1 protein-coding gene is annotated in these 288 nt (G+C 38.9%); it reads left to right on the plus strand.

Annotated features, from left to right (window positions below):
* Positions 1 to 288, plus strand: a 288-nt coding sequence (locus FLQ44_RS23340) for a MerR family DNA-binding protein (protein ID WP_147696229.1), incomplete at both ends; no start/stop codon positions are given.

Below are 288 nucleotides of genomic sequence, written 5' to 3' on the forward strand. Positions count from 1 at the left end.
TTTATGGAATGATAAAAAAAGACAAAGTGCAGATGTGAAAAAATTAGCACAATCTCATATTGAAAAACTGGAATTGCGGATTTTTGAATTGCAGAAAATGACGGAGACTTTACAGAATTTAATCAATTGTTGTGCTGGCGACCATCGACCAGACTGCCCTATTCTTGATGGATTGCAGACAACAGATCTCGAAACAAGTGATGTACATCACCATAACGATACTTTATCCCTGTCACCACTTGGCACATCCAAAGCCACCGCACTGCTCTTCAGACAAATATTGTTGTG

Source organism: Vogesella mureinivorans, from assembly GCF_007644035.1.
GTDB lineage: Bacteria > Pseudomonadota > Gammaproteobacteria > Burkholderiales > Chromobacteriaceae > Vogesella > Vogesella mureinivorans.